The following is a 24070-nucleotide window of genomic DNA, read 5'->3' as shown; positions in this document are numbered from 1 at the left end:
CATGGAAAAGGCTGTCCCTGAGAAGACAGCCTCCAAAGCAATATTTGCCTAGTGAATAAAGTCCGTGTATTCTTTTTCTTTATTTACCGGGATTTTCATTGAAGCTGACCATCCAGTTGATGTCAAACTTGTCAGTGAACATGCCGAAATAATCTCCCCAGAAGGTGTCCGCCAAAGGCATCGTGACTTTTCCGCCTTTGGAGAGTTCGTTAAAGTATCGATCAGCATCTCCTTTTGTATCTGCCGTGATAGAGATGGTGATGTTATTGCCGATAACGGTAGGTGGCGCCCATTCCCCACCCGTGTCACTTCCCATCAAAATGGTATCAGGTCCGATGGGTAAGGACACGTGCATGACCTTGTTTTTTTCTTCTTCCGAAAGGGTAACGCCTTCCTGGGGAGGCATATCTGCAAATTTACCTATATAGGAAAATTCACCACCAAAAACAGACTTGTAAAAGGTAAAGGCTTCTTCACAGTTGCCTAGAAAAGTGAGATAAGGATTTACTGCAGGCATGGTAATTTGATTTTGGTTATAGAAATGGTTAGGATTTTGAAGATAGGATTTTTGCCAGCTAATCACTAGTGAAATTTAAAGTAAAATTTGCTTTAATTACTTGTTTGTCAGTAATTATGGTGATTTTCAACACTTGATTTTACATGTGCGGTTATCGTAGAAAACTTAACACCTTGTAATTTTGTTGTCTCAGTTATAAAATCAAGTTCAACAACAAAATTACCGCATTAGCAATTTTATTTATGGAGAAACCGATGTTTGATATCGAAGAAGTGAACAATATTATAAGGAACCGTCGATCCATGTTTGTGGCACAATTCAAAGAAAATGATCCAGTGGAAGACAGCATCATCCACGAAATGCTGGAAAATGCCAATTGGGCACCGACGCATAAATTGACAGAACCTTGGCGATTTACGGTTTTCAGTGGGGAGGGCTTAAAAGAACTGGCCAGGTTTCAGTCTGAGCTTTATAAAGGAAGAGCAGAGAAGAATGGCACGTTCAAGGAAGCAGTTTATGAGAAACTTCAGCAGAACCCTTTAAAGTGTAGCCATGTGATTGCCATCGGTATGAAACGACACCTGACTGCTGGAATCCCTGATATGGAGGAAATCGCCGCAGTATCCATGGCTGTCCAGAACATGTACCTCACCGCCAGTGCCCATGGGTTAGCAGCGTATTGGGGCACAGGTGGAGTGACTTTCTATCCAGAAGCAAAGTCCTATTTTGGCCTGGAAGAAGACGACTTGTTTATGGGATTTTTCTTTGTGGCCAAGCCTACCTTGGACGGATGGCCAGCAGGAAGGAGAAAGCCAATCGAAGATAAAGTCACCTGGGTAAGGGAGTAAGTTAACACACTTGCCAAAAAAGTAAAAAGAGGATGTCCTTCAGTTATAAGACATCCTCTTTTTTATTATTTATCTATCGAACCCATGACCCTTTTCATAAAGGCGTTCATGGCTTCTTTTTTATCCATTCCTTCCTTGATCATTTTATTGACCTCGAGGGTTCCGTGGAGATTGGACAGGAGTTCGCCCATCACTTCTATTTCCTCATCTTTGAGTGAGGAGATTTCCGTCATGTTTTCCAGAAGCTCAATGGTTTCGTTTACCCAATCCTCGTCATTTTCTTCGATGAAGGTAAGGACATGCTTAATTATTGGCAATCTCATCTATTAGCGCTTTTAGGTTATCTTCTTTATTTGTTTGGGTTTGGTTTACCAATTCACCGCCTTTAAAAGAAGCGAAAGTTGGCAGGTTGTTTACCTCGGCCAGCTTGCGGGATTCTGGAAGTTTTTCGGCATCCACGTATAAAAAGGTAATCCCTTCATAATCGCCTGATAATCGCTTCATCTTAGGTTTCATGATTCTACAGTTACCGCACCAAGTAGCACCGTACTGGACGATCACTTTATCATTGTCAGCAATGATTTCTTTTAAGTTGTCTTGTTCTAATTCTTGTAACATATCGTTTTTGATTTAGCTGTTTTTCTTATTTGCTAACACAAAGATAACGCCTATAGTTTTTTGAGTCCAATTGATAAAAACTATCACGGATCGATTTTATTTATAGAGCTTCTCGCTGATAAAAGGAATCAGTGCCAATACCACTGCCTGCTCATAATATTCTGTTCGGTCGATAGTGCCATTGGTCAGCATTCCCACCGCTCCGTTTCCTTGTTTGGAATTTTCACGGTCAAAAACTTTATCATCTGCTTCTCCCAGCTCCATGCCGCTACTAATCAGTTTGCTAATAGCCCCGGGAAGGATAAAAGTAGCCGTTTTGGACTTGCCCACTTTACCGTTTCTGTCCATGATGGTTATCCAGGCATAAGCCGCCATTTCATCATTTAATTCTTCCACTCCCCCTTCTATGCCTACCCAATAGTCGGCCTCAGGAAAGGTGTTTTTGGCATTTTTTGCCCTATTATAAGCCCCGAGAGAGGTTTCTTTATCCCCAAATGGCTGGTCTCTGACTTCTGAATTAATGTTCAATCCTTCCACAATAAAATGGCGTTCTCCAAATGCCCGTTGAAAACCATTCTCTGTGCATTGGACCTTGACGGGATTTTTGCTGCCTACGACCACGAGGAGCTCTCTTTCCCGCTGCCTCTCGGGCTGGATGTTTTTTCTTTTTGGAAATGCCATGTTGTTTATATAAAAATAAAAAAGCCTTTGGAGCTTTTCCAAAGGCTTGGACTGGTATGTTTAAGCGATATTATGGTAGACGTTATTGACATCATCGTCGTCTTCCATGCGCTCGATCATCTTGTTGACCTCTTCTTCTTGTTCCTCTGTAAGTTCTACAGTCGTGGTGGGAAAACGCTGAAAATCTCCACTGGTCACCTCAATGTTTTTGTCCTCAAGGGCCTTTTGCATATTGCCAAAGTCCTCAAATTCAGTGTAAATGAAAATCTCTCCTTCGTTTTCGTCAATATCCTCCAATCCAAAATCGATTAGCTCGAGCTCCAATTCTTCCATATCGTGTTCGCCTATAGGAAAGCGGAAAACAGCCTTGTGGTCAAACATGAAGCTCACAGAACCGGATGTTCCCAATGAGCCACCACCCTTGGTGAAATAATGCCTTACATTGGCCACGGTCCTATTGATGTTATCGGTGGAGGCTTCCACCAGAATGGCTACACCATGGGGGGCATAGCCTTCATATACGACTTCTTCGTAATTGCTTTGATCCTTATTGCTGGCCCGCTTGATGGCTGCTTCGATACGGTCTTTGGGCATAGCGGCACCTTTGGCGTTTTGCATGACCGTCCTTAGCTTGGGATTACTGTCCGGGTCGGGGCCTCCCACCTTTACCGCTGTGACGATCTCCTTGCCCAGCCGGGTGAAGACCTTGGACATCTTGCTCCAACGCTTGAATTTTCTCTCTTTTCTAAATTCGAATGCTCTTCCCATACATAATTTACTTTTCAGGTGCGTAAAAATAATAAATCTTTTGTATTGCCCCATCATTTGCACTATACCAAATCGTAATTTGAGTACCAAGAAAGATTCCAGAGCGAAGTATCAAGTAGTGAGACATGAGGATTGAGACCTGAGCATAACGTCCCCGAAAGTATCGGAGCAGGCTATTGCAATCGTAGCGAAGAGAAGCAATCTCCTTCTCTTTAGACGAGACTGCCTCGTTCCCGATAGCTTCCGGGACAAGCTGTTCCTGCCTGGCGCAAACAATTCGTCATGCTTGGTCACAGCTCTCGTTATAGCAAAAATGAGCAAAAGTCCGGAGGAGTTTGAAAGGAATTGGTCAAAACTTTCATCTAATGAAGGATCAATTATTACTATGTCTGACAATGAAATCTAATAATTAATCCGGTCAACTATAATCAGGTAAGTACAAAGAACCATGAGTCATATAAGAACGGGAACGGTTGTACCGAGGGCTGTGCCCCGGGACGATTAATATTGAGCTAAATTTAGGTGTAGATCAATCAACCATTTGTTAGGAAAATCGTACTGTAGGTGTGGTCATGTAGACTACTTGATAACAATTGGATAAATAAGGTTGATCTAGTAAACGGTAAGTTTGTTTACTGTTAATATTTTGCTGGTTTTAATAGCAAATAATTAATAGAGTCTTATGTTTATTATTATTCATGAAAAAATACTGCCATTACATTTCGTTTTAATTAGAATTTAATGGTCAAAACAAGTGCTTTTCACTACAGGTATTTTTATATTTGTACAACCCCGCTGAAGTAACCTTTTCTATCTGATTTTACATCTAAACCATGAAAGCTATGGAACATGTAATTGCAAACAATCCGATTCCAAATTTGCCAGTTTCAAACAGACCAAAACTGGTCATTCTCGGAGGCGGCTTTGCAGGCCTGAAGCTAGCGCGGAAGATGGTAAAGTCCGATTATCAGGTAATCCTTCTGGATAAAAATAATTATCATCAGTTTCAGCCGCTTTTCTATCAGGTGGCCACTGCTTCCCTGGAGCCAAGTGCAATCTCTTTTCCATTGCGGCGGGTTTTTCACCATACTCCCAATGTTTCCTTTCGTATGGCCGAAGCCCTTGAAATAGACCAAGAGGGAAAAAGATTGTTCACCAATGTTGGTTATGTGGATTATGATCAGCTGGTGCTGGCCATGGGTGCCGATACCAATTATTTTGGAATGAAAAATATCATGGAATACGGTACGCCTATGAAGACCGTATCCGAAGCATTATACGTCCGGAACAGGATCATTTCCAACTATGAAAAAGCCATCAACATAGAGGATGTCAATCGGCGCAAAGCCCTGATGAATGTGGTGATCGTAGGTGGTGGGCCCACAGGCGTAGAGCTGGCAGGTGCCATCGCTGAGCTGCGCAATAATGTGTTTCCAAAGGATTATCCTGAGCTCAACTTTAAAAACATGCGCGTAGTGCTGGCAGAGGCCGGCCCGAAGCTTTTGGCCGGAATGTCAAAAGAAGCCAGTGAAAAGGCCGTCGTTTACCTGGATAAACTGGGAGTAGAAATTATGGTCAATGCTGCCGTGGAGGATTATGATGGGCTGACGATCAAAATCAAGGAGCACGAAAGTCTAAAGACCAAGACATTGCTATGGGCTGCAGGTGTCAAGCCGAACCATATAAAGGGACTTCGGGAAGACCAAATGATCCGAAATGGTCGCCTTATCGTCGATCAGTACAACAAGCTGAAAGAAGCGGAAGGGATATATGTGGTAGGAGACCTATGCGTCCAGATGGACGAAGACTATCCTAAAGGCCATCCGCAGGTGGCCCAAGTCGCGATCCAGCAAGCAGACAATCTGGGCAATAACCTAAAGGCCGTCGCGGATAACCGCCCCATGAAAAAATTCAAATATAAGGATCTTGGTTCTATGGCCACAGTGGGGAGAAAATTGGCGGTTGTGGACTTGCCTTTTATCAAGTTTCAGGGATTCGCTGCATGGATCACTTGGTTGTTTGTGCACTTGATGGCCATCGTGGGCGTAAAGAACAGGATTCTTATCTTTATTGATTGGGCTTGGAATTACCTGTCATTTGACCCGGCCTTGAGACTGCTCATCCGTCCTCGTTACGTCAAGCCCAAGGAGCAGGAAGAGCTGGTGGAGGAAAAACACGATTAGAAGGAAGTATAAGATGTGAGAACTTAGATTTTAGACTCCCCTTGAAGGAGAGGTACGTTGGGTTATTCTAGGGCAAAGACTTCAAAACCAGTGCGGTGGGCACCGCCTCAGTCCAGATGAGCATTGAGCTTGTCTGGCACTAAACAGGTCTCCGAATCAATAAAAGGTCCTATCCGATACAGTCAATGGCATTCAAATTTGCAAAATAGTAAGCTGAACACACAATAAATTGAATAGTCAACACGTTGTTTCATGCTGTAAAATATACAGTTCAATATTGATTTAGAACAGTTCGTTTGGCAGTCTGTTCATGATACTGGTAAGATAGGTGCTGGGTAACTGCAGTGCTTTCCCACCCCGGATAATGGTATCAAAATAAGCTTGTTCAGGAAAAATATTGGATACATTTTGTTTGGAGATAAAGGTGAAAGCAGGGACTTCACCTTTTTGTGTTTGGGCGCGGACCTCTGTAAAATCATAGGCCTCCTCTGAAGTCAAAAAGTACGAGACGTCGGCTTCTGCAATTTCATAAACGGCCCCGTACACATTTTCATTTGGGCTGGGAACGATATTGGCGCGGGCAGAGCCATCGGGGTTGGGATGGTTAAAGCGGAAGCCATGATGGAGAAGCACACCGATCCCGATCAGTTTGGGAGGATGCTGTAATCTTCCTACCAATGTATCCTGATCCAGATTGCTGGCATAACCAAAATACAGACGTGTAGACATAAGTTGTGTTATTGGTTTGATGAAGCTAATGAAAAAAGTGGAGATGTCCATGGTGGTCGGAGGGCGCAAAGCATCTAATGCATATCAAATCCCTATATCAGCCAAATAATTATAGGTCATGAAATGAGCACCATAGCCGTAAAGATTGTCAGGATGGTAACGTGATTTTTTAAGCGACTATTTCTCTTTTTATAGCTTCTAGTTCTTTAAATACGCTATTTCTACTTAACCTGACATTCTACAGAGTTATATCGGGCGAGAAATCCATTTTTGGCATCTTCCCAATTGATCCTTAAGTCGATAGCAAAGGCAATTGCTAGTGCTGCCAATATTACTTTTATGATTTTCTTTGCTTATATAGCGGCGTTTTTAGTTGTTTTAAAATAATAAGTAGGCGATTAAGTAAGAAATAATGGGATACGTAGATGTACGACGTAAGGTAAATGAGGATTTTAAGAGAAGCCCAAATTATTCCCCCCTTCCATTTTCGATATATCGAAAAGTATATTCCAATAACTAAACTTAAATTATACATGACAAGCGCAGTCCTATTGACCGAAAACTAATAATCCTATAATTTATCCGGATAGAACATGGCGTAAATGGTATTGAAAAGAAACAATGTGGCCATGGTTAGTAGAAGTATTGTCAAGAACTTCATTACAGGGAATTTCCTATACCTCCATAAACAACGCCATCGGAATTAGGAGTACGGCGTTAAAAGTACCATGAAAGAGGATACACCATTTCATTCCATGATTTAGCCGGATATAGCTAAGGAATAGCCCTGTAATGAACTGAGAGCCCACCAAAAAAGGAGTCAGGTAAAAGTGGTCTCCGAATTCAAAATTGGTAAAGTTGCTTAAATGGACCAGCGCAAAGAAGGCTGAGGAGGTATAGACGACCATTTTCAGGTTGGGTGTTGATTTCTCACCGAGCATAATAAGGAGGTAAACCAAATAAATCATAAAGGCCAGACCAATAAACCAATCGGAGAAGACAATTAACAGTGACAGTACCAATCCCCACCAGATGGAAGATTTTTTTAGGTTAAGGTGGAGACGGAAAATAGGCTCTTCAAGTAGAGGCGCAATAACAACTCCCATGATCAGAAACAGCCATTTATTTTCAGTCAATAGCTTCTCAAGCTTGTGACCAAGATCTTCGTAGTTGAGGAATTGATCAATAAATACAAAGGGAATAATGAGCAGTAGATTGAGGATAAGCAGGGATATAAAATCCTAGAATCCTATATCCGTGTATTCTTCGGATTTTCGGGGTTTGATCAGGAATTGTTTGAATTTGGCAATGATTTCCATTCCGTGAGTAGTTTTCTTTTAAAAATGTCACAACATTAGTTGACCTTACTAGATTGATGGCCTTTGGCGACATAAAAATTGTAAATACTGGATTTCACATTTTGGCTTTGGTCACTAGTTGCAACCCATTGTAAGCCCTTCATAAACAAGATATTCCTTTCCTGACTTCGTGGCAAAAATACGGCTACGCAGATGTACGCATGTGTAAAAATCTCCAACACTTTTTAAACCTAACTTAAAAGTTGAGGTCAAAGGAGTATAAACAAAATTTGAAAACTATGAAGAAGCTATTGTTTGTAATTGCCCTGATGACCGTTACGGCTATTGCTGCCAATGCGCAGCAGCGAAAAGGAAGAAGGGACGTATCTCCGGAATTAATGGCCGAGCGAATCACTGAAAAAATGACCGAGGAGCTTTCGCTGGATGAGGCACAACAAAAAGAAGTCTATGAGCTCACCCTGAAAAGCACCAATGAGCGCATGGAAGCCATTCAAGAGTCCAAGGATGAGCGTAAGGCGATACGCGAAAAGATGAAGGCAGACCAAGACAAACACGATCAGGAATTGGTAGAAATCCTTACTCCCGAGCAATTGGAAAAATGGAAGGAATACCGGAGGGAGTCCAGAGAGCGTACGCGGGACAGGAGAGGAAAAGTTCGTAGAAAACCCGGTATGGAACTCTAAAGCTGTGCGGTGAAACCATTGAAAAGTGCCAGCTTCAGTTAAAAAACATAAAGAAGATCAAATTTGGTCTTCTTTTTTTTTGTTTTGGCAGTGGTTTTGATAACCTATATGTCATAAAATCTGTTTATAATTGACTACCCGAATATAACAGCTATTACTATGAAAGAACATGCGATAATAATTTTTCAGGAAAATCCGGTGCCCGGAAAGGTGAAGACCAGATTGGGCGAGGTCATTGGCAGTGAAAAGGCGGTGGAAGTGTATGAATACCTCCTCCATCATACCCACGATTTGGTCAAGAATTACCCAGCTGATGTGTTTGTTTACTTCCTTGACGATGTCGATGAAGATTATCTGTTAAATGACCAATATCACCTTGGCTTACAAGGCAAAGGGCTCTTGGGTGAGCGGATGCAGCGTTCATTTGCTGATGTACTAGACCAAGGCTATGAGAAAGCCTTATTTATTCGCGTGGCAGGAACGATGGAGCTTTCCATCGATATTTTGGACGAGGCATTTGAAGCCTTGAGCTACCAAGACCTGGTGGTCGGTCCCGCACATGACGGTACCATTTATCTTTTGGGAATGAGCCAGGTTCATGGTAAAGTGTTTGATCACAATGATTGGAAGTCTGATAGCCTGATCAGCGAATTGACCCAGGAGGCGAAGGAAATGGAGTTGGAAATGCACAAACTGCCGGAGCTTTACGAGGTGGAACAATACGAGGATCTCAAGAGCTTAAAAGGGCTTTTAAATATCCGTTAAATAAAATAAATGATGATTTAAGATTCAAGGTGTAGCCTATGGCCGCACCTTTTTTTGTTTCCCAAGTTTTTTTTTGAGCATGATTGTCTATACCTGGGTTTAATGCCGTTTCGTTAAGGGAATTTTTACCTCCCCCCTCCTTTTCGGATCAAACCATAATTCTGGGGGAATGTCTTTAGGCTAACCAAATAGGAACAATAGGACTATACTTCCCCAATCGACTTAACTGCTCACCCTATGTTTTAGGTGATGACCACTTGAATCATATTTATCCCAACTTTTCCGCTTGATCCCTTTTTTGCGCAGCATTTCCTTGAAAATAAAAAAAGCCTCCCGCTAACGCAGGAAGCTTTTCATCGAATTAACAAACTTATGTTAAATAAACTAAACTACTGTTATTCACAGAATTCAGCGTCTTCTACGTTCTCGAAGAACGATCTATCTTTGCGCGGAAGGTTGGATTTTCCCATTAGGAATTCATCCACCTTCACGGCTGCTTCACGACCTTCAGAGATGGCCCAGACCACTAGAGATTGGCCTCTGCGCATATCTCCTGCCAGGAACACTTTGTTATTGGTGCTTTGGTAGTCCTTGGATTTTGGCAGAGTGTTTTCCATGGATTCCACTCCAAATGCCTCCAGCATACCGTTTTGCTTAGGTCCGGTATAGCCAATGGCCAGTAGTGCCAGATCACAAGGAACGGTCCTTTCGGTACCTTCTACTTCTACGAACTGCATTCTGCCATTTTTTTCTTTCCATTCGATGTCCACCAAAACCAGGCCATTTACATTGCCCTTGTCGTCTTTGGTAAATTCCTTGGTCAATACAGACCAAACCCTTTCGGCACCTTCTTCGTGCGAAGTGGTGGTCTTCAGCGTCATGGGCCATTCCGGCCAAGGATTGAGCTGCGCTCGCTGCTGTGGAGGCTTCGGCAATAGCTCCAGCTGTGTCACAGAAGCCGCTCCATGACGGTTGGAAGTACCGATACAGTCACTTCCTGTATCACCACCACCTATGACAATGACGTGCTTACCTTTGGCGCTGATGGGGTTATCGCCCTCCCTCTCGCCACTTACCAGACGGTTTTGCTCACCAAGGAAATCCATGGCAAAGTGCACACCGTTAAACTCCCGACCTTTGATTTTCAGGTCTCTTGGCTCCTGCGCGCCGGTAGAAATCACCACAGCGTCAAATTTGCTCAGGATTTCATCAGCAGTAATAGTCTTGCCGATCTCTGTACCTGTGGCAAAGTTTACACCTTCTTCTTCCATCAGCTTTACCCTGCGGTCGATTACCCATTTTTCCATTTTGAAATCAGGGATCCCATACCTAAGCAAGCCACCTACTTTTTGGTCCTTCTCGTACAAGGTAACCTCATGGCCGGCTTGGTTCAGCTGATCGGCAGCAGCCATTCCAGCGGGACCTGCACCTACTACCGCTACGGTTTTGCCCGTTCTGGTTTCAGGAACCAATGGCTTGGCCAGATCATGTTCATATGCCTTTTCGGCAATGTTCTTTTCGATCAGCTCGATCGCCACAGGATCTTTATTGATCCCCAATACACAGCTTGCCTCACAGGGTGCAGGGCAGATTCTACCGGTAAATTCCGGGAAGTTATTGGTACTTCTCAGAATGTCCCATGCCTCGCCCCACTCTTTGCGGTAAACGGCATCGTTAAATTCCGGAATGATATTGCCCAGTGGGCACCCTTGATGACAAAAAGGAATGCCGCAATCCATGCACCTGGCTGCCTGTTTGTTCAGGGTTTCAGGCTTGATCGGAATATGTATATCGTTATAGTCTTTGACCCTTTCGTTTCGGTCTCTATCTGATTCTAATTCTCTTTTATATTTTAAGAATCCGTCTTTCGCACCCATCTTACACTAACGTTTTTGATTGTTCTTCTTGTTTTTCAGCTCTCTTTTGTAGCACGGCTTTGTAATCCCTAGGGAATACCTTGATGAATTTCTCCTTCTCCGTGTCCCAGTTCTCAAGGAATCTTGCTGCGGCGCTACTATTGGTGTACTTGTGATGAAATTCAAGTTCCTCCTTGATGATCGCAAAATCTTCATCAGAAAGCGGATCGAGGTCTACCATCTCCTGATTGATCTGTTTCACATTTTCCTTGAACAGGTAGGCAACACCGCCACTCATACCTGCCGCGAAGTTTCTGCCGATTTCACCAAGAATAATCACTTGGCCACCGGTCATGTATTCACAGCCATGGTCACCAATTCCTTCTACCACCGTCTTTACACCGGAATTTCTCACACAGAAACGTTCTCCACCTTTACCATTGATATAAGCATTACCGGAAGTGGCACCATAGAAGGCCACGTTTCCGATGATGATATTATCTTCTGCCTTGAAGTTGGCATTTCGGCTAGGATAGACTACCAATTGGCCACCAGAAAGTCCCTTTCCAAAATAGTCATTGGCTTCTCCTTCCAATTCGAATGTAACCCCTTGGGCTAGGAAAAGACCAAAACTCTGCCCGGCAGACCCACTGAACTTAAAATGGATGGTGTCGTCAGGCAAACCTGGACTTCCATAAATCTTGGAGATTTCATTGGAAAGCATGGCGCCTACCGAACGATCTATATTTTTGATCTGGAACTTCTCCTTTACCGAATTGGCTTGTTCCAGTGCTGGAAGCGCCGCCTTGATCAGCTTCCTGTCCAAGACTTTTTTCAGTTTGAAATCCTGATCGATCTGCTTATAGATGCCTACGTGCTCAGGAACCTCCACCATGTGGAAAATAGGGCTGAGATCCAGCTTATCCCACTTCCAGTGGTTTAGGTGACCGGTAGATTTAAGTACATTAGACTGGCCTACCATTTCATTTACCGTTCTGAAGCCAAGCGATGCCATGATCTCTCTCAAATCCTCAGCAAGGAACTTGAAGAAATTCACCACGTGGTCTGGATTACCGGTAAAGAGTTTTCTCAGCTCGGGATTCTGTGTAGCGATACCTACCGGGCAAGTGTTAAGGTGGCATTTTCTCATCATGATACAGCCTTCTACCACCAGTGCCGCGGTGGAGATGCCCCACTCTTCGGCTCCTAGCATGGCAGCAATCGCCAAGTCACGGCCGGTTCTTACCTGTCCGTCAGTTTGCAAGGTCACACGGCTTCGGAGGTTGTTGATCACCAAAGTCTGGTGGGCTTCTGCCAATCCAAGTTCCCATGGAAGACCCGCATGCCTGATTGAGCTTAGTGGCGAAGCACCAGTACCGCCGTCAGCCCCTGAGATCAGGATAACATCCGACTGGGCCTTGGCCACACCAGCTGCTACAGTACCTACGCCTGCTTGGGAAACAAGCTTCACGTTGATACGTGCTTTTCTGTTGGCATTTTTAAGGTCATAGATGAGCTGTGCCAAATCCTCAATGGAATAAATATCGTGGTGCGGTGGAGGCGAGATAAGACCTACACCCGGAGTGGAGTGTCTTACACGACCGATCCAGTCGTCCACTTTGTGGCCGGGAAGCTGTCCACCCTCACCAGGCTTGGCTCCTTGGGCCATTTTGATCTGTAGCTCTTCGGCGTTGGTCAGGTAGTTACTGGTCACTCCAAATCTACCTGAAGCCACCTGCTTGATCGCAGATCTTTCCCAATCACCATTTTCTTTTACTTCAAAGCGTATTTCATCCTCTCCACCTTCACCACTGTTGGACTTGCCGCCGATTCTGTTCATGGCGATGGCCAAGGTAGAGTGGGCTTCGTGGGAAATCGAACCAAACGACATCGCACCAGTGGCAAATCGCTTCATGATCATTTCTGCTGGTTCTACTTCCTCGATTGGGATAGAGATTCTTTTCTTAAACTCAAACAGTCCCCTGATTGTCAGGGCATCTTTGGTTTGGTTGTTTATTTTTTCAGCAAACTTCTTATATAGTCCGTAATCGTTGTTTGCAGTGGATTTCTGCAGCAAGTGGATGGTTTCCGGATTGAAAAGGTGCTTTTCGCCTCTCCTTTTCCATTGATAGATACCACCGGTCTCCAGCCTTGGCCCTTCATAGCCATAGGCAGCATTATGACGGGTAAGGACCTCCTCGGCCAATTCGTCAAAAGAAATCCCGCTGATACGGCTGATGGTTCCTTTAAAGCATCTTTCGATTACTTCTGGCCCTAAACCTACTGCTTCGAAGATCTGAGCACTTTGGTAAGATTGCAGCGTACTGATCCCCATTTTGGAGAGTACTTTTAGCAGGCCTTTACCAATAGCTGTTTGATAGTTTTCGAAGAGTTCTTGCTGTTCATAAACTTTGGAAAGCTGCTCGGTCTCATTGAGGTGTACCAATGTTTCCAATGCCAAGTAAGGGTTGATGGCACTCGCACCATATCCGATCACCGTGGCGAAGTGGTGGGTTTCTTTGATATCCCCTGCTTCGACTACCAGTCCGGCCTTGGTCCTCATTTTGGTATTCACCAAGTGGTGGTGGACAGCGCCAATGGCCAATAAGGAAGGTATGGGAGCAATGCCCTCATAGGTATTTCTATCAGAGATGATCAGGATGTTATAGTCATCGTTGATGGCATCTACGGCATCTTGGCAAAGCTTGTTCAGTGCTTCGAGCATTCTGCCCGGCTTGTGGTCGGCCACGAAGTGGGCATAGAGTGTCTTGGCACGGTAGCCTTTGCTCTCTAAGTGTTTGATTTTTTCCAAATCCTCATTCAGCAATACGGGCTGAGAAATGTGGATCTGACGTGTATGAAGCGAGCTTTCTTCCAGGATATTATAACTCTCTCCCAGTCTGGTAAAGAGTGACATTACCAGTCGTTCCCTTATCGGATCGATTGGCGGGTTACTTACCTGCGCAAATAGCTGCTTAAAGTAATTCGAAATATGTTGACTCTGCTTGGAAAGGACTGCAGGAGGAGTATCTGCTCCCATGGATCCCAGTGGCTCATAAGCGGTATCGCCCATTGGCGCAAGGATCGTGTTTACGTCCTCGGTAGTAAACCCAAATACAGACTGTCGCTGCTTGATATTTTGTGTATTGTAAGGCTGAGAAAGCTTTTTGGGTGTAGGCATAAGCCTCAGCTTTAATCGCTCTTTTCTTACCCAGGCATCATAAGGCTTGTTTTCACAAACTTCAGCTTTCACCTCTTCGTCAAACATCACTTTGCCTTTTTCGAGGTCGGCAAGGATCATTCTGCCCGGACTGATGCGTCCTTTTTCGGTTACGGTAGCTTCGCGAATTGGCAAAGCTCCTGCTTCGGAAGAAAGTATCAAGCGGTCATCACTTGTGGTGAAGTAACGCAATGGTCTCAGGCCGTTTCGGTCAAGAGTCGCACCCAGTGACTTGCCATCGGTAAAGAGCAAGGCAGCAGGGCCATCCCATGGCTCCATAAGGGCTGCGTGGAACTTATAGAAAGCTTTCTTGGCCTTGTTCATACCCTTATTGTCCTGCCAAGCCTCCGGTACCAGCATCATCATAACATGTGGCAATGACCGACCATTGAGGGTAAGCAATTCGACCATCGCATCCAAGTTAGCTGAATCCGAATAGGTGGAATTGGTCACTGGCATCAGCTTATCCAGTTCTTCATCTGTAAACAATGAAGATTTCATAAGGTACTCCTTAGAACGCATTTTGTTCAGGTTACCACGGATGGTATTGATCTCGCCATTGTGGGAAAGGTACCTGAATGGCTGTGCCAGTCTCCAGTTAGGGAAAGTATTGGTGGAGAACCTGGAGTGTACCAGTGCCAGGGCAGAGGTGATTTTGTTGTTTTGGAGATCCTTATAAAATGCCAATACCTGATCCGTTTTAAGTTGGCCCTTATAGATAAGGGTTCTTGAACTGAAACTGGCAAAATAAAAAGACCTGTTTACTCCTGGGATACTGGAATTGATGGCCTCGGAAGCGTAGTTTCTCAGGACATATAGCTTACGCTCCAGTGCAGCTCCTACGAGCCCTTCCTTGTGTTTTACAAATAGCTGCTCGATATTAGGCATTACCTCCAGTGCACCAGAACCCGGCACGGTTTCGTCCACAGGCACTGTTCTATAGCCGATAAGCTCAAAATCCATTTCCTCCAGGATTTTGTTGAGCAACGTTTTTGATTTTTTATGTAGCTGTTTGTTTTTGGGAAAAAATGTCATGCCTATGCCATAGCTTCCTTCTTCAGGCAGCTCAAAGCCAGCACGATGGGTTACTATCTTCAGAAAATCGTGGGGTACTTGAATCAAAATGCCTGCTCCATCACCGGTCTTAGGATCGCTGCCTCTTCCTCCTCTGTGCTCCATATTGCTCAGCATAAATAGCGCATCGCTGATCGTCTCATGGCTTTTCACGCCCTTCACATTGATCACGGCGCCAATCCCACAGGCGTCATGCTCAAACTGTGAACGGTATAATCCTTCATTCATAGTTAGTGTTATTTAATATAGGTTTGTAAATTCGATTGAATAAATTACAAAGAATTTTTCTTTTTTTAAAATCTCGGCAACAAAAGAACGAAAAAAATGCATTAATAACCAAGTTGCCCCTTGATTTTTACAATTATTAAAATGTAAATATGGAAGTGATACGTGTCCAGTATTTGTAATTTTATGCTAAAATTGTTGAAATAGGCTTTTTTTTACGCTCGTTTTATTGAAAAAAATGTAAAAACTTCGAAAAAAGGTTCATAAAATTGAAGTTTAAGATTTTTTGATAAAAATTGAATTTTTTTTAAAATTTCCGGTTCTGACACACTGCAAAGAAATTATTGCTAAAAATGTAAAAAAAACCTAATTGTATTGAATAACACCGGATTGACGGGGTAAAGATACAGGGGTTTAACTGTTTATACACTATTTAGAAAAATTCAAAATTAGCACAAAATCAAGGTTGTAAGCTATCTGTGATTTAATTAATCCTCATTATGGGCTGCCCCTTTGGCTTCTTGACGTTCTAAATGTACTTTCACCTTTTTGATCCTTCTGGCATCCACGGCCATGATGGTAAAGGTGAAGTGCTCGAACTGGATCTTCGTGCCTGTGTTGGGGAATTTGGTGTTCAGCTCCAGCAGCAGGCCTCCAAGTGATTCACTGTCTCCCTTTACCTCGTCAAATACCTGAGCATCCAGCTCCAGTTTTTTGCAAAAATCATTAAGCGACACTTTCCCTTCAAAGACATAAGTGCTGTCGTCAATTTGCTTATAAAACATATCGTCTTCATCGTCAAATTCATCGTTGATCTCGCCGATGATTTCTTCGATCAGGTCTTCCAGTGTCACGAGGCCAGAAGTGCCACCATACTCGTCCACGACGATGGCCATGTGCACCCGTTTGTTCTGGAAGTCCTTGAGCAGGGCATCCACTTTTTTGTTTTCAGGCACGAAGAACCCTTTGCGGGGCAAGGTCTGCCACTGAAAATCCTCGTCTTTTTCGATGTGGGTCAGGAGGTCTTTGATATAGAGAATACCTTCGATATTGTCAATGGTTTCGCGGTACACGGGGATACGGGAGTAGCCGCTTTTGTTGATCTTGTCCATGAGCTCGTGAAAGTCCATTTCTACATCCACTGCAGTGATGTCCATACGGGAGCACATTACCTGCTTGACAGATAAGGTCCCAAAGTTCACGATGCCTTTGAAAATATCCTTTTCGCCTTCAGTGGTGTTTTCAGAGGTGATTTCCAAGGCTTGGTGAAGCTCATTGACAGAGAGCGTATAGCCTTTGCGCTCGATCCTCCGTTCGATGACATTGCTGATGGTCATCAAAAACGACGAAAGCGGAGCCAATATGATGGAGAAGAAATTCAGCGTTTTGGCCATCAGTTTACTAAAGGTAACCCTGGCGTTGTTCGCGTACACCTTTGGTACGATCTCGCCAAAGAACACGATGGCAAAGGTGATCCCGATGGTCTGTATCAAGACTACTACTATTCCGGTGGCATTGGCCCCAAAGAGGGTAAGCGTAAAGAAAGTCGTCAAGGTCACAATGCCGATATTGATCATATTATTTAGGATCAATATGGTGCTGAGGAGCCGCTGGGGTGCTTCTATCAGGTGAATAACCAATGCTGACTTCTCGTCCGATTCTGTATTGAGTAAATTGAGATCGTCGTGTGAGAGTGAAAAATAAGCCACTTCTGATCCTGAGACCAAGGCAGACCCCATTAACAGAAAAAGAAAAATAAGGCTGTTGGTAATGATATAGCCGGCCGAAACCTGGTTGATTTCAGCCAGCAATAAAATACTCGGGTATGGATCGTCCATTAAATGATTCAAATGTTGATTGGCAAAAATAATGATTTATCCATTATAAATCTCATACTGACTGTATTAGAATGGTAGATCATCTTCTACGTCATCGGTATTGCCTCCTGATGATGGCATGGAGGCAGCAGGTTGCGCATTACTAGGGGCGGACTGGGGAGCTTGTCCAGTATTGCCGGAACTTCCCCCTTGAGCCCCTCCGTCCATGCTTCTGGAGCCCAGCATGGTGAAGCTCAGCACACGGATCCGGACTTTTTTACGGTTATTGCCCTGTTCGTCTTGCCAGGTATCCGATTTGATTTTTCCTTCTACGAAAATTTGGCTCCCTTTTTTGAGGTACTGCTCAGCCACTTTGGCTTGGCCATCCCACATTTCAAGGTCATGCCACTCGGTATTTTCTACTCGGTTTCCGTTTCTGTCTTTGTAGGCTTCTGTTGTCGCTAGTGCTACGTTGGCCACCACACTGCCACTTTCCAAATGTCTCACTTCTGGGTCTTTGCCCAAATTGCCAACTAATATTACTTTGTTTACACCGGCCATATTTTGCGTTAATATTCAGTATTTAAATTTATTTGATGTTGATTGCTCCAGGGGTTCTTTTAAATATTGACCAGAATCCATGGAGCGATCAGAGCGTTTAGTCTAAATTAAGGATTATTTTTTATCGTTCAAATAGCGCACGATCAGTTGTGGTTTGCCCAAGGCCTCCAGCTGGTCTGCATCACAGCATTGATAGCCCTTGGTGTCAGCCCATTTTTTTACTTCAGGGAGCTTTTCGGACGCTATTGTTAACGAGACAAAGTTTGAAAAAATTTTTTGATGGGACAGTATATGTTTATAGGTCTTTTCACTTTTATAATCGATGAGAGGCTTAAATGCCTGAAGCTCTTGAAACAAATCTGAATTTTCGGGATCGATCTTTTCAGGGTCGGCAAATTCCACCAGTGGAAAGTCCGTTAGTCCTTGCCAAATGTCCTTAGGGCCTCGTGTTTTTACGATTTTTTTATTGCCACAGTCAATATCATGGTACAAAAAGGCACGGGTAGTAACTTTCGTCTTTTTGATCTTCACGGGAAGGGTTTCCACTTGGTCATTGGCATAGGCGTAGCAGCTGTCCCGCAGCGGGCAATGCAGGCAATCTGCCCTCTTGGGTGTGCACTGGAGGGCGCCAAACTCCATAATGGCTTGATTGTATTCATCCGGCTGGCCGGAAGGGATTAGCTTATCGGCAAGTTCCTGGAATTGCTTTTTGCCTTTCGGACTGCTGATGTCCGAATCTATGCCAAAATAGCGGCTGAGTACCCTGAAGACGTTGCCGTCCAGCACGGCCACTTTTTCCTTAAAGGCAAAGGAGGCAATCGCAGCAGCGGTGTACTGGCCGACACCCTTTAGCTTTAGTAGTGCCTTATAATTGTCCGGAAAGTTCCCGTCAAATTCCTCACTCACTTGACGCGCACACTGATGCAGGTTCCTTGCTCGGCTATAGTACCCAAGTCCCTGCCAAAGCCTGAGGACCTCTTCTACTGGTGCTTTGGCCAGTTCTTGCACAGTGGGGTAGTGCCTAACAAATTCTTCAAAGTAAGGGAGTCCTTGAGCGACACGGGTTTGCTGTAAGATTATTTCTGATAACCAAATGATGTATGGATTTTGGGTGTTTCTCCAAGGCAGATCCCTTTTATTTTGGGGGTACCAATGCAGTAGCTTATGGGGAAAATGGCTGAAAGTCAAAACTTTTGGAATTTTAAGAATTAAGTTTTCGTTGAACAAAAGACGCTAATTTTCGTCAATTTGTTTTTATATTGAAAACCATCATTTAAATTTGCAATCCCAAAATTAGTTGGTTAATAGATTGTTAAGCAATTTAATCAAATTAAAATTTAAATACAGTGACTAAAGCAGAGGTAATTACCAAGATTTCGGACAAGACAGGAATTCAGAAGGACGATGTAACTCAAACCATTGAGGCATTCTTCAAAGTTGTAAAAGATTCCATGTCTGAGGGAGAGAATATTTATGTGAGGGGATTCGGTAGCTTCATCAACAAGAAGAGAGCTAAGAAGATCGCCAGAAACATCAGCAAAAACACTGCTATCGTAATCGATGAGCATTATGTGCCGGCTTTCAAGCCTTCCAAAGTGTTTATCGACAAAATCAAAAACAGTAAAAAGGTTAAAGAGGTAGCTTTTCAGGATTAATCCTGAGATGAACAAGACGGTATGAAAAAGACGCAAATCATCCTGGTCGTTGTGGTCATTGTCGTTGTGGGGGTATTATATTCCCTGCCACGTGTGGTGGTTGACAACGAAGAAAACAATGAAAACATCGGTCAGGAGGATGTTGCGGCATCTGATTCTGTGGTGCAGGCACACGATGTCCAGATTCCTGAAACGGAGCGTGGAACCGTTAGTGGTCTGATAGCCAATTTGGAAAACGCTGAAAGTAAAGAAAATTTTACTATCTTTGCAGATTCATTGGCTGCTTTTTACCAGAAAGCCGGTATGTATGACAGTGCTGCTTACTATTTGGGCAAAGGGGCTGATCAGTTTTCGGATATGGAATTAAAAGAAAAAGCAGGTAATGCATATTACGAAGCATACGGTTTCGCAATGGATCAGGAAAAAATGAGCATGCTGGCCGAAAAGACCAGAGCTTACCTGAACCAGGTCTTGGAAGCAAATCCTGACCGGCTTGACCTGAAGACCAAGGTGGCCATGACCTATGTGTCTTCTTCTAACCCCATGCAGGGGATCATGATGATCCGTGAGGTGCTAGAAGAGGATCCGGAAAATCAAGAAGCCTTGTACAATATGGGGATACTCTCCATGCAGTCAGGCCAATACAAGCGGGCGGTGGAACGTTTTGAGACCTTGGTGGGTTATTATCCTGAGAATGTTCAAGGGCAGTTTTACCTAGGAGTAAGCTACTTTGAATCGAAGCAAAAGAAAAAAGCAAAAAATCAGTTTCAGAAGGTGAAAGACATGACCGAAGATCCTATGATCCTCTCCAGTGTCGACAACTATCTGGGACAACTATAAAAAATTGTTAAACTTAAATCCATAAGATTATGCCTTGCGGTAAAAAAAGAAAAAGACATAAGATCTCTACGCACAAGCGTAAGAAAAGACTGAGAAAAAACAGACATAAGAAGAAGTAATACACTTCTTCTTTTTGAGTTTTTACACAAAAACGTTCATTAACATAAGAAAGGAGACACGATTTGAGTACGGAATTAGTAATTGATTCTGCTCAAAACGGTAGTCGCATAGCCCTTTTGAAAAATAAAGGACTGGTAGAGCTTCATTCCGATGAAGAGAACAACCAGTTTAAAGTGGGGGACATGTACCTGGGAACGGTCCGAAAGATCGTCAATGGCCTGAATGCAGGATTCATTGATGTCGGATACGAAAAGGATGCTTTTTTGCATTACCAGGACTTGGGGCCGAAGGTGAAGAGCCTGATCAAGTATATCAAACAGATCAGGAACAATCACACAGAGCAACCTACACTTAAAGGGTTTAAACTAGAACCTGAGATAGAAAAGCTGGGAAAGATTTCCCAAGTCCTTTCTAAAAATAATCAAATATTAGTTCAGGTTGTAAAGGAGCCGATCTCCACGAAAGGCCCACGACTATCCTGTGAGCTCTCCTTAGCCGGTCGTTATTTGGTACTGGTGCCTTTTTCTAATGCAGTAAACGTATCCAAGAAGATCCGAAAAGCTGAAGAACGAAGAAGGCTGGCCAGGCTCATCACTTCCATTAAGCCCGATAATTTCGGGGTGATCATCAGAACAGTAGCAGAGAGCCAGTCCGTCACAGAACTGGACAAAGACCTCAGAAATCTGGTGCAATCCTGGGATGATGGCATGAAAAAGCTGATGAAGGCCAAGAGTAAAGACAAGGTGATAGGAGAAATGAGCATGGCGAGCTCCATTGTGAGAGACTTGCTCAATGAATCATTCGATGCAATCACGGTAGAGGATGAATTAATCTATGATCAGATTCGATCTTATATTAGATCGATCGCCCCTGAAAAGGAAAAAATTGTTAAGCTTTACAACGGAAAAGCTAAGCTCTTTGAAAGTTTTGGAATAGAAAAGCAGATAAAGAGTCTCTTTGGACAGTCGGTGAGCCTACCCCACGGTGGCTATCTCATCATCGAGCACACCGAAGCGCTACACGTCATCGACGTGAACAGCGGAAACAAGTCCAATCAAGAAAGCGACCAGGAGACAACAGCATTAAAAACTAACCTGGTGGCTGTCAAAGAAATTGCCAGACAACTTCGCCTCCGAGATATGGGGGGGATTATCGTCATTGACTTCATCGACATGAAAAAGGCCGATAACAAAAGGGCCGTTTATGATGCGATGAAAACTGCAATGAAGGACGATAGGTCAAAAAATACAGTGCTGCCCCTTACCAAGTTTGGTCTAATGCAGATTACCAGGCAGCGTGTAAGACCCGAAGTAAACATTGTAACGAAAGAAACCTGTCCTTCATGTAATGGTACAGGAAAAATCCAGGCTTCCATCCTGGTGGCTGATAAACTGGAAAGAGACCTTGATTATACTGCAGTACACCAAAACTTACCAAGTATAAAAATAGGTTTGCACCCTTATCTTCATGCCTACTTTACCCAAGGCATGTTCTCGAAAAGGGTGAAATGGTTTTTTAAGTATTTCAAGTGGGTAAAACTGATCAAAGATTCTTCATTACCAGTGACGGAGTATAAATTCCTGGATGAAACAGGAGAAGAAATAGAACTTAATGTAAAAGACGGAGCCGAATAAGCTCCGTTTTTTTTTGGAATGTCGATTAACACGAAATATGTGGTCAAGCCATATTTCTGTGGGCGGGGTAAGGTTTTCATTCATTTGTTATGTCTTGGCGCCTTTGTGGCTAAAAAAGAGAATTATCGAAAATCTGCCCAATCTACGCGACTGGTCCTGCCATCTCAGATCTCCTGCGCTCCGTCCAAAATTACCTCGACACCAATTAGGGATTAGAAAGGTGTACCAGTCGAGAACAGAAGGTATTCGATGGATTGATCACTAATTTACAGGAAAAGAGGACACGATTATTTGATGCCTAAAGAAAAGTCAATGATTCCAGTGGAGTACACTGTTTTTAGCTCGTCATAAAAATTAACCTTTGTATTTCCCAGGTCATCATCATTACTATCTATTCCCCTTAATGTAATTTGCATTTTTTGAGGAACATCATTTACTCCCATTACATTATTGGAATAGATATATCTAAAATTATCGTTTCTACCGGCGTCCACTTCAAACCAATGATAAACTACCGTTTCTGAGTGGGCATTCAAATCCCAATGAAATAACGATTCACCCGAATCAACCCATTCAGTGGTGCACCCACCTAGGAAGCCGCAATCTTTGTATCTACTCCTGTCCTTTGACATGGGTAGCCATTTGTGAAAATAATCTATATTGGCGATTGAGTGGATGTTCCAGATAACAAAAAATCTTAATTCAGGTTTACCATCAAGCCATGGTACGGCGTTTATAAGCGCACGGTGCGTAGTAAACTTAAACGCTTCGAGAAGCTCTTTTTCAAAAAAGTGAGCGTATTGTCTTTCCTTAGTCTGGCCTTCTTGACTTCCTTCCGTATTTGGTTCAGTATTGGAATTACTGAGCTGTGTGATAAGAAAGTAGTTAAATTGATGATCACTAAAATACGGCGCAACATTACCATCATAAAAAGAAGTTTTTTCTCCAAGGACTATTTCTTTTGGGGTCTTAATAATGCGTTCATTTATATCGATGAGAATAACGGGCATCTCGGATGCCTCTTTATGATTGAACTCGATTAACTCTCCAGAAGGGGTAATGGCGGGAAGGAAAGGGGCTTTGTCCGGATCTGTTTTTTCCGGAATATAGAGCACTAATGGTTGGTATGTATCTGGATCCCAATTTTCGGCGGCACCGGGTATTCCACGAATAGCGATTTGTAACAAAGGATCAAATTCAAAGTGCTCGAATATTGGTTTTTTCTCGGCACTTGTTTCGGATAAAGCCTGTTTTAATGTACGACCACTAAGTGCTGATCCCCCAATAGCTTCGTCTTTTGCTTGGATATATAGAAAATTATAATCACCATCAAATTGCTCCATAACCTTTGCCTTGATAAATTTCCGAATGTCCGCATCAGACAGAATTGAAGATAGTGCACTGGCAAAAACGTACCTGGAATCCAATTCATCGAAAACATTCTGGACTTGGTCTGGGGTAGCGGGAGGTACTAAATCAGGTATGGTGCCGCAGGAAAACTGCAATTGAAATAAACAAAAGAATGAAAGTAAATGGATTTTAACGCTTGCTATCCTATCTTTAAATAAGGGTCTCATAATAATTAAATAATGATTCGAACAGGTTTAATATATGAAAAGTAATATTCAAAAAGTATAATTTTTAATTAAAAATAGCCTAAATAGTTTTATATTAATTATAATTATTAAATTATACTTCATATTGTTGAATAATACCATGAAAACATTGGGAGACTTCTGCAGTTGTTTTAAGGAGTGTTAAGAGTGAAAGTTGGAAGAATTAGGGTGCCGGAATCAATGCCGTTTAGTTACCGTATGTCCCCGATAGTCATGCTGGGCAGGCTATCCTGATCCCGACAGATCTGGAAAGGATCTTTTCAATCAGTATGTGTGAGAGAGATTCCTTCCCGATGTATCAGGACAGGCTATTCGTCGGAATGACAGCTTTGTCACTGTCT

Annotated in this window: 20 protein-coding genes; 7 read left to right on the top strand and 13 right to left on the bottom strand. The window is 43.2% G+C overall.

What is annotated here, in order from left to right:
• Positions 1–79: 79 nt before the first annotated feature.
• Entirely contained in the window at positions 80–517 is a 438-nt protein-coding gene (locus FKX85_RS04210; RefSeq protein ID WP_141613540.1) for a VOC family protein, read from the bottom strand.
• A gap of 242 nt (positions 518–759) precedes the next feature.
• On the opposite strand from FKX85_RS04210, the gene FKX85_RS04205 reads away from it, so the two are divergent.
• Positions 760–1365, top strand: coding sequence for a nitroreductase family protein (locus FKX85_RS04205; protein WP_141613539.1), 606 nt, complete (start codon positions 760–762; stop codon positions 1363–1365).
• 65 nt (positions 1366–1430) lie between these two features.
• On the opposite strand, the gene FKX85_RS04200 is transcribed toward FKX85_RS04205, so the two are convergent.
• The 4 genes from FKX85_RS04200 to FKX85_RS04185 all read right to left on the bottom strand — a co-directional run bounded on the left by FKX85_RS04200 (position 1431) and on the right by FKX85_RS04185 (position 3432).
• On the bottom strand, positions 1431–1688 hold the full coding sequence (locus tag FKX85_RS04200) for a DUF6952 family protein (RefSeq protein ID WP_141613538.1): 258 nt from the start codon (positions 1686–1688) through the stop codon (positions 1431–1433).
• A complete protein-coding gene (locus FKX85_RS04195; RefSeq protein ID WP_137401441.1) occupies positions 1669–1983 on the bottom strand; it encodes a thioredoxin family protein in 315 nt (104 codons plus the stop codon). Before FKX85_RS04195 ends, FKX85_RS04200 begins: the two co-directional genes overlap by 20 nt.
• Positions 1984–2079: 96 nt before the next feature.
• Complete coding sequence (gene yjjX / locus FKX85_RS04190) at positions 2080–2664, bottom strand: inosine/xanthosine triphosphatase (protein ID WP_141613537.1); 585 nt, start codon at positions 2662–2664, stop codon at positions 2080–2082.
• Positions 2665–2724: 60 nt separating this feature from the next.
• The gene (locus FKX85_RS04185) at positions 2725–3432 is read right to left on the bottom strand and encodes a YebC/PmpR family DNA-binding transcriptional regulator (RefSeq protein ID WP_141613536.1); all 708 of its coding nucleotides are present in this window, start codon (positions 3430–3432) and stop codon (positions 2725–2727) included.
• Between the two features lie 842 nt (positions 3433–4274).
• Between FKX85_RS04185 and FKX85_RS04180 the strand changes: the two genes are divergently transcribed.
• On the top strand, positions 4275–5615 hold the full coding sequence (locus tag FKX85_RS04180; RefSeq protein WP_141613535.1) for an NAD(P)/FAD-dependent oxidoreductase: 1341 nt from the start codon (positions 4275–4277) through the stop codon (positions 5613–5615).
• Between the two features lie 282 nt (positions 5616–5897).
• Here the strand turns inward: FKX85_RS04180 and FKX85_RS04175 are convergent, their stop codons facing one another.
• Both FKX85_RS04175 and FKX85_RS04170 read right to left on the bottom strand, forming a co-directional pair.
• On the bottom strand, positions 5898–6344 hold the full coding sequence (locus FKX85_RS04175) for a gamma-glutamylcyclotransferase family protein (protein WP_141613534.1): 447 nt from the start codon (positions 6342–6344) through the stop codon (positions 5898–5900).
• Positions 6345–7018: 674 nt separating this feature from the next.
• Entirely contained in the window at positions 7019–7480 is a 462-nt protein-coding gene (locus FKX85_RS04170) for a CPBP family glutamic-type intramembrane protease (RefSeq protein ID WP_168196210.1), read from the bottom strand.
• A 461-nt stretch (positions 7481–7941) separates the two neighbouring features.
• Here FKX85_RS04170 and FKX85_RS04165 point away from each other — a divergent pair, with 461 nt between their 5' ends.
• Together FKX85_RS04165 and FKX85_RS04160 are read left to right on the top strand one after the other, a co-directional pair.
• Positions 7942–8346: a DUF4890 domain-containing protein gene (locus FKX85_RS04165; RefSeq protein WP_141613532.1), complete on the top strand. Its 405-nt coding sequence runs from the start codon at positions 7942–7944 to the stop codon at positions 8344–8346.
• Between the two features lie 159 nt (positions 8347–8505).
• A complete protein-coding gene (locus FKX85_RS04160) occupies positions 8506–9111 on the top strand; it encodes a TIGR04282 family arsenosugar biosynthesis glycosyltransferase (RefSeq protein ID WP_141613531.1) in 606 nt (201 codons plus the stop codon).
• Between the two features lie 395 nt (positions 9112–9506).
• Here FKX85_RS04160 and FKX85_RS04155 read toward each other — a convergent pair whose 3' ends face one another.
• From FKX85_RS04155 to mutY, 5 genes are all read right to left on the bottom strand, one after another.
• Complete coding sequence (locus tag FKX85_RS04155; protein ID WP_141613530.1) at positions 9507–10988, bottom strand: glutamate synthase subunit beta; 1482 nt, start codon at positions 10986–10988, stop codon at positions 9507–9509.
• A gap of 1 nt (position 10989) precedes the next feature.
• A complete protein-coding gene (gene gltB / locus FKX85_RS04150) occupies positions 10990–15489 on the bottom strand; it encodes a glutamate synthase large subunit (RefSeq protein WP_141613529.1) in 4500 nt (1499 codons plus the stop codon).
• Positions 15490–15974: 485 nt separating this feature from the next.
• The gene (gene gldE / locus FKX85_RS04145; RefSeq protein ID WP_141613528.1) at positions 15975–17324 is read right to left on the bottom strand and encodes a gliding motility-associated protein GldE; all 1350 of its coding nucleotides are present in this window, start codon (positions 17322–17324) and stop codon (positions 15975–15977) included.
• A 66-nt stretch (positions 17325–17390) separates the two neighbouring features.
• Positions 17391–17864: a single-stranded DNA-binding protein gene (locus tag FKX85_RS04140; protein WP_141613527.1), complete on the bottom strand. Its 474-nt coding sequence runs from the start codon at positions 17862–17864 to the stop codon at positions 17391–17393.
• A 114-nt stretch (positions 17865–17978) separates the two neighbouring features.
• Positions 17979–19052, bottom strand: coding sequence for an A/G-specific adenine glycosylase (mutY, locus tag FKX85_RS04135; protein ID WP_141613526.1), 1074 nt, complete (start codon positions 19050–19052; stop codon positions 17979–17981).
• A 158-nt stretch (positions 19053–19210) separates the two neighbouring features.
• Between mutY and FKX85_RS04130 the strand changes: the two genes are divergently transcribed.
• The 3 genes from FKX85_RS04130 to FKX85_RS04120 all read left to right on the top strand — a co-directional run bounded on the left by FKX85_RS04130 (position 19211) and on the right by FKX85_RS04120 (position 22113).
• Entirely contained in the window at positions 19211–19519 is a 309-nt protein-coding gene (locus tag FKX85_RS04130) for an HU family DNA-binding protein (RefSeq protein WP_112784269.1), read from the top strand.
• Between the two features lie 21 nt (positions 19520–19540).
• Positions 19541–20359 (top strand): tetratricopeptide repeat protein, encoded by an 819-nt coding sequence (locus tag FKX85_RS04125; RefSeq protein ID WP_141613525.1) that lies wholly within the window; start codon positions 19541–19543, stop codon positions 20357–20359.
• A 182-nt stretch (positions 20360–20541) separates the two neighbouring features.
• Positions 20542–22113 (top strand): Rne/Rng family ribonuclease, encoded by a 1572-nt coding sequence (locus FKX85_RS04120; RefSeq protein ID WP_141613524.1) that lies wholly within the window; start codon positions 20542–20544, stop codon positions 22111–22113.
• A gap of 287 nt (positions 22114–22400) precedes the next feature.
• Here the strand turns inward: FKX85_RS04120 and FKX85_RS04115 are convergent, their stop codons facing one another.
• Positions 22401–23690, bottom strand: a complete 1290-nt coding sequence (locus FKX85_RS04115; RefSeq protein WP_141613523.1) for a hypothetical protein — start codon at positions 23688–23690, stop codon at positions 22401–22403.
• Positions 23691–24070: the final 380 nt, after the last annotated feature.

It is taken from the genome of Echinicola soli (assembly GCF_006575665.1).
In the GTDB taxonomy this organism is placed as follows: Bacteria; Bacteroidota; Bacteroidia; order Cytophagales; family Cyclobacteriaceae; genus Echinicola; species Echinicola soli.
The sequence above is the reverse complement of the archived record's forward strand: the minus strand, read 5'-3'. Positions and strand labels throughout refer to the sequence as shown.

Bases quoted from the DNA above. Each gene is read 5' to 3' on its own strand.
- gltB (WP_141613529.1), bottom strand. From the start codon at position 15,489: ATGAATGAAGGATTATACCGTTCACAGTTTGAGCATGACGCCTGTGGG.
- FKX85_RS04155 (WP_141613530.1), bottom strand. From the start codon at position 10,988: ATGGGTGCGAAAGACGGATTCTTAAAATATAAAAGAGAATTAGAATCA.
- FKX85_RS04125 (WP_141613525.1), top strand. From the start codon at position 19,541: ATGAAAAAGACGCAAATCATCCTGGTCGTTGTGGTCATTGTCGTTGTG.
- FKX85_RS04180 (WP_141613535.1), top strand. From the start codon at position 4,275: ATGGAACATGTAATTGCAAACAATCCGATTCCAAATTTGCCAGTTTCA.
- FKX85_RS04115 (WP_141613523.1), bottom strand. From the start codon at position 23,690: ATGAGACCCTTATTTAAAGATAGGATAGCAAGCGTTAAAATCCATTTA.
- FKX85_RS04200 (WP_141613538.1), bottom strand. From the start codon at position 1,688: ATGAGATTGCCAATAATTAAGCATGTCCTTACCTTCATCGAAGAAAAT.
- yjjX (WP_141613537.1), bottom strand. From the start codon at position 2,664: ATGGCATTTCCAAAAAGAAAAAACATCCAGCCCGAGAGGCAGCGGGAA.
- FKX85_RS04195 (WP_137401441.1), bottom strand. From the start codon at position 1,983: ATGTTACAAGAATTAGAACAAGACAACTTAAAAGAAATCATTGCTGAC.
- FKX85_RS04185 (WP_141613536.1), bottom strand. From the start codon at position 3,432: ATGGGAAGAGCATTCGAATTTAGAAAAGAGAGAAAATTCAAGCGTTGG.
- FKX85_RS04165 (WP_141613532.1), top strand. From the start codon at position 7,942: ATGAAGAAGCTATTGTTTGTAATTGCCCTGATGACCGTTACGGCTATT.
- FKX85_RS04175 (WP_141613534.1), bottom strand. From the start codon at position 6,344: ATGTCTACACGTCTGTATTTTGGTTATGCCAGCAATCTGGATCAGGAT.
- FKX85_RS04160 (WP_141613531.1), top strand. From the start codon at position 8,506: ATGAAAGAACATGCGATAATAATTTTTCAGGAAAATCCGGTGCCCGGA.
- FKX85_RS04210 (WP_141613540.1), bottom strand. From the start codon at position 517: ATGCCTGCAGTAAATCCTTATCTCACTTTTCTAGGCAACTGTGAAGAA.
- gldE (WP_141613528.1), bottom strand. From the start codon at position 17,324: ATGGACGATCCATACCCGAGTATTTTATTGCTGGCTGAAATCAACCAG.
- FKX85_RS04140 (WP_141613527.1), bottom strand. From the start codon at position 17,864: ATGGCCGGTGTAAACAAAGTAATATTAGTTGGCAATTTGGGCAAAGAC.
- FKX85_RS04205 (WP_141613539.1), top strand. From the start codon at position 760: ATGGAGAAACCGATGTTTGATATCGAAGAAGTGAACAATATTATAAGG.